The sequence below is a fragment of the uncultured Nisaea sp. genome (assembly GCF_963974195.1).
GTDB lineage: Bacteria > Pseudomonadota > Alphaproteobacteria > Thalassobaculales > Thalassobaculaceae > Nisaea.
Genome location: NZ_CAXBDC010000181.1, coordinates 1 through 4,193, shown reverse-complemented (window position 1 = coordinate 4,193; position 4,193 = coordinate 1). Strand labels below are relative to the sequence as shown.

General features: G+C 62.8%; 5 protein-coding genes. 2 read left to right on the top strand and 3 right to left on the bottom strand.

Annotated elements, in window-relative coordinates:
* Positions 1 to 575: ParA family protein (locus AAC126_RS21835; protein ID WP_339857489.1), on the top strand; the 575-nt coding region annotated here is incomplete at its 5' end.
* Positions 572 to 1,636 carry a ParB/RepB/Spo0J family partition protein gene (locus AAC126_RS21830; protein ID WP_339857487.1) on the top strand — a complete coding sequence of 355 codons (1,065 nt, stop codon included), beginning with the start codon at positions 572 to 574 and terminating at the stop codon, positions 1,634 to 1,636. The genes AAC126_RS21835 and AAC126_RS21830, both read left to right, overlap by 4 nt.
* A gap of 6 nt (positions 1,637 to 1,642) precedes the next feature.
* Here the strand turns inward: AAC126_RS21830 and holA are convergent, their stop codons facing one another.
* The 3 genes from holA to AAC126_RS21815 form a co-directional block, all read right to left on the bottom strand.
* Positions 1,643 to 2,683 (bottom strand): DNA polymerase III subunit delta, encoded by a 1,041-nt coding sequence (gene holA / locus AAC126_RS21825; RefSeq protein WP_339857485.1) that lies wholly within the window; start codon positions 2,681 to 2,683, stop codon positions 1,643 to 1,645.
* A gap of 12 nt (positions 2,684 to 2,695) precedes the next feature.
* Positions 2,696 to 3,214, bottom strand: a complete 519-nt coding sequence (gene lptE, locus AAC126_RS21820) for an LPS assembly lipoprotein LptE (RefSeq protein ID WP_339857483.1) — start codon at positions 3,212 to 3,214, stop codon at positions 2,696 to 2,698.
* A partial coding sequence (locus AAC126_RS21815; RefSeq protein ID WP_339857481.1) for a class I tRNA ligase family protein occupies positions 3,207 to 4,193 on the bottom strand: 987 nt, incomplete at its 5' end. The genes lptE and AAC126_RS21815, both read right to left, overlap by 8 nt.

Below are 4,193 nucleotides of genomic sequence, written 5' to 3'. Positions count from 1 at the left end.
AAGCGATCACCGCAACCGATGTCCCCCGCCTCTCCATCGTGCCGTCCTCTGTCCATCTGTCCGGCGCGGAGATCGAACTGGTCACCATGGAAGACCGGGAGTTCCGTTTGCGTGAAGCTCTGGTCCGGCATCTCGCCGCGGGCCGGAACACATATGACTATATCCTGATCGACTGCCCGCCCTCGCTTGGTCTGCTGACCCTGAACGCGCTGGTCGCGGCCGACGCGGTGCTGGTGCCGCTGCAATGCGAGTTCTATGCGCTGGAAGGTCTGAGCCAGTTGATGCGGACCATCGAGCGGATCCGGCAGGCCTTCAACCCGGATCTGGAAATCCAGGGCGTCGTCCTGACCATGTTCGACCGCCGCAACAATCTCTCCCTTGCGGTCGCCGAGGATGTACGGGAGCATTTCGGGGACAAGGTTTACCGGACGGTGATCCCGCGCAATGTGCGGATTTCGGAAGCGCCGTCTCATGGCTTGCCCGTGATTGTCTATGATATGCGCTGCTCCGGCTCGCAGGCCTATATCCATCTGGCCAGCGAGGTGATGAAGCGCGAAAGGAGCATTGCCGCGTGAGTACGGAAGAGGGCAGCGCCAAGAAACGCCGTCTCGGACGGGGGCTTGCCTCACTGCTTGGCGAGGATGGTTCGGGGACCGGTTCGGTCGACCGGATGCAGCAAAGCCGGACGGTGCCGATCGAGCATGTCCATCCGGGCCGTTTCCAGCCGCGCCGCATTTTCAATGAAGAAGAGCTCGAGGCACTGGCCGAGAGCATTCGCGAGAAGGGCGTCATCCAGCCGATCCTGCTGCGGCGGGACCCGGACCGGGACGGTACCTTCGAGATCATCGCCGGCGAACGCCGCTGGCGGGCGGCCCAGCGCGCGCAGCTGCATGAGATCCCGGCACAGATCCGCGAGTTCGATGACCGCGAAGCGCTCGAGATCGCTATCATCGAGAATGTGCAGCGCGAGGATCTCAGTCCGCTGGAAGAGGCGGAGGGCTACCAACGCCTGGTGGACGGTCACGGCCACTCCCAGTCCGATGTTGCGCAAGCCGTTGGAAAGAGCCGCAGCCACGTCGCAAACATGATGCGTCTCCTGGCACTACCGTCTGAAGTCAGAATGCACCTTGAGTCGGGGGATATTTCCGCCGGTCATGCCCGGGCCCTGCTGACGGCGGAGCATCCGGCGGCACTGGTTTCGGAAGTTGTCCGGCGGCATCTCAATGTGCGCGAGACCGAGCGTCTGGTGCAGAAGGAGAAGCAGCCGGCCTCTTCCTCGGCGCCGCGTCAGCCCCGGCAGAAAAAGTCGATCGAGAAAGACGCGGACACCAGGGCGCTTGAAAGGGATCTCTCGGAGAAGCTCGGCCTGCATGTGGAAATCGCGGCAGGCGTCGACGGTCAGTCCGGCGCGGTGATGATCCAGTATGAGTCCCTGGAGCAACTGGACTCTCTGCTGGCGATCATGAGCGCGCCGCGCACGGTCTCGGCCGACATGAGCGCACCGGCCATGTCCGGGTTTCTGGCGGACGTTCCGGATTATGATCAGGAGACGGCGGACGAGATTGCCGATGCCGATGGCAATTCCATCGACTTCAGCGACCTGATGAAAGAGGACGATACGGTAAAACCGGTCTGAGCCGGTTTATCGCGACCCTCTAGGACGCCCTCTGGCGGCACTGTAAGCAAGTCCCAGCAGGGTCTGCCCCGCAACAGACAGATCCGGCGTTCCTGTGGACTTACAGAGCGTTTCAGCCTCCGAGAGCCTGGTCAAAGCAAGCCGAAGCCGCTGAATTGGCCAGGATCGGAGCTGCGCCATGAAGGCTGGCTTCACGGCGAAGAATATTGGCGGCCTCAGTTTCTGCACGGCCTGATCCGCATTGTCGCCCGCAGCCATATGCGAGGCGGCCCGGTGCAGGCGCTGAAAGTGCCGGATCGCCGCCCTGAGGACACCTACCGGATTGAGCCCGTCCGCATAGCCGCGCCGGAGCAGGCGGTCGGCCGCCGCGATATCACCGCTGGCCACGGCGACCGCGATCTGGTCCAGGGCGAGGGCGCTGCTGTCCCCGACCATGCTTTGCGTATCCTCGAGATTGGCTTCACCGCCTTTGCCGACATAGAGCGCCAGCTTCTCCAGCTCGGACCGCGTGACCCGGCGGTCGCCGCCCAGATGCTCCATCATGTAGGCATGGGCATCCGGTGTGGCCCGGACCTCGAAGGAGCCGAGCGTCTCGCGGATCACCGCGTCAAGGCCCGCCCCGCTGTCGAGATAGCAGGGGATGGCAGCCGCATTTTTGCTTGTCTCGAAAAGTTTACGAAGTTTCGAGCGGGCTTCGAGAGCGCCGGCCTCGATGATGATCATGCTGTCGCCGGTCTCTGCATTCAGCGCCAGCTCGGCCGCGGCGGTCACCGTATCGGTCGCGCCACGCAAGCGGACCAGCCGACGTCCGCCGGTCAGGGAAATAGCGGCGGCCTCATCGGCGATCCGGCTTGGCTCGTCTTTCAGGGCTTCCGGCGTAAGGTCCGCGACCTGAAACGGGTCGGACAGGTCCTCGACGATGGTCTTGCCGATTTTATCGGAAACTTCGCGGACCTGACCGCCATCGGCGCCATAGATCAGAACGGCTCCGACGCTGTCCGACGGGCGGCGGATGAAACCGGCAATCTCATTCGATTTCAGCTTCATTGCCTGCCCGGATTAGCTGCCGCGAATACGATTGAAATAGAGTCCGAGGCGAAGCCGGATATCCTCGCCGATCTCGTCGGCGGCCCGGCGCCGCGCATCCTTTTCCGCCGCGAGAATGGCGAAATCGGAATCCACCCGGTTGAAGGTCGTGGTGGACTCGGCCTGGCCCTGGTTTACCGGCTGGCCGGTGGTCAGATCCACCAGAGTGAAATTCGCAACAAACCGGACCTTGGAAAAGGTCGAGGTGGAATCCTTCAGGATCACAAGGTCCGAGCGGTTTTCGGTCAGGCTGACATCAAGCCGGTAACGCGCCTGGGCCGGTACGCCCCGGGGTGTCAGCTTGTCCTGCAGGCTGTTGCGGAGCAACTGACCGGCGCGGTTGGCGATCGGGGAGATCTTGATCGCCGACAGGTCGGCCGTCACGCTGCTGTTTGCGTTGCCGGGGCTGCGCGTGCCGTAAACCGGCTGGAATCCGCAGGCGCCAAGCGTCAGCAGAACAAGAAGGACGAGGGCTGTTCGTGATCTAGGCAACGATATTCACAATCTTGTTCGGCACCACGATCACACGACGCGGCGCTTTGCCTTCAAGGATCTTCTGCACATTCTCGACAGCCAGGGCCGCTTCCTCGACCAGCGCCTTGTCCGCATCGCGGGCCACCTCGATGGTGCCGCGCAGCTTGCCGTTCACCTGAACGCCGATGGTCAGGGTGTCGTCAGTGACGAGGGCTTCATCATAATCCGGCCACGGCCGGTCCGTCAGCATGCCGTCACCACCGAGCTGCAACCAGAGTTCTTCGGCGATATGCGGGACCATGGGTTCAATCAGCCTGACCAGCGTTTCGTAGCCAAACCGGCGTGCCCAGGCCGAACCATCATCGTCGCCATCGAGTTCTGCAAGAGCGTTGCTGAGTTCGCGTACCTGGGCGACGGCGGTGTTGAAGCGGAACCGCTCGACGGCCTCTTCAATTGCCTTGATCGCCTTATGTGTTGCGCGCTCGGCCGCTTCCGCAGCCGGGCCAATGCCGGCAGGACGGGCTGTGCCATGCGGGGCGAAGGGTTTCGCGGGTTCGGTGATCAGACGCCAGAGGCGGCTGAGATAACGCCAGGCACCATCAACGCCGGACTCTGACCACTCAAGATCCCTTTCCGGCGGAGAGTCCGATAGCATGAACAGGCGGGCTGTGTCTGCCCCGTAGGCGCCGATGATGTTTTCCGGATCGACCACGTTACGCTTCGACTTGCTCATCTTCTCGATGCGGCCGGTCTTGACCGGCGCACCGTCCTTGATCGTGATGTAGCCGCTACCTTCCTTACGCACCTCGGTCGGGAACAGCCAGGCGCCGCTCTGATCCTTGAAGGTCTCGTGACAGACCATGCCCTGGGTCATCAGGCCGGCGAACGGCTCGTCAAGATCGAGGTAGCCGCACTTGTTCAGCGCGCGGGTGAAGAAGCGTGAATAGAGCAGATGCAGGACCGCATGCTCGATGCCGCCGATATACTGATCCACCGG

Coding starts and splice junctions, on each gene's coding strand:
- holA (WP_339857485.1), bottom strand. CDS start 2,683: ATGAAGCTGAAATCGAATGAGATTGCCGGTTTCATCCGCCGCCCGTCG.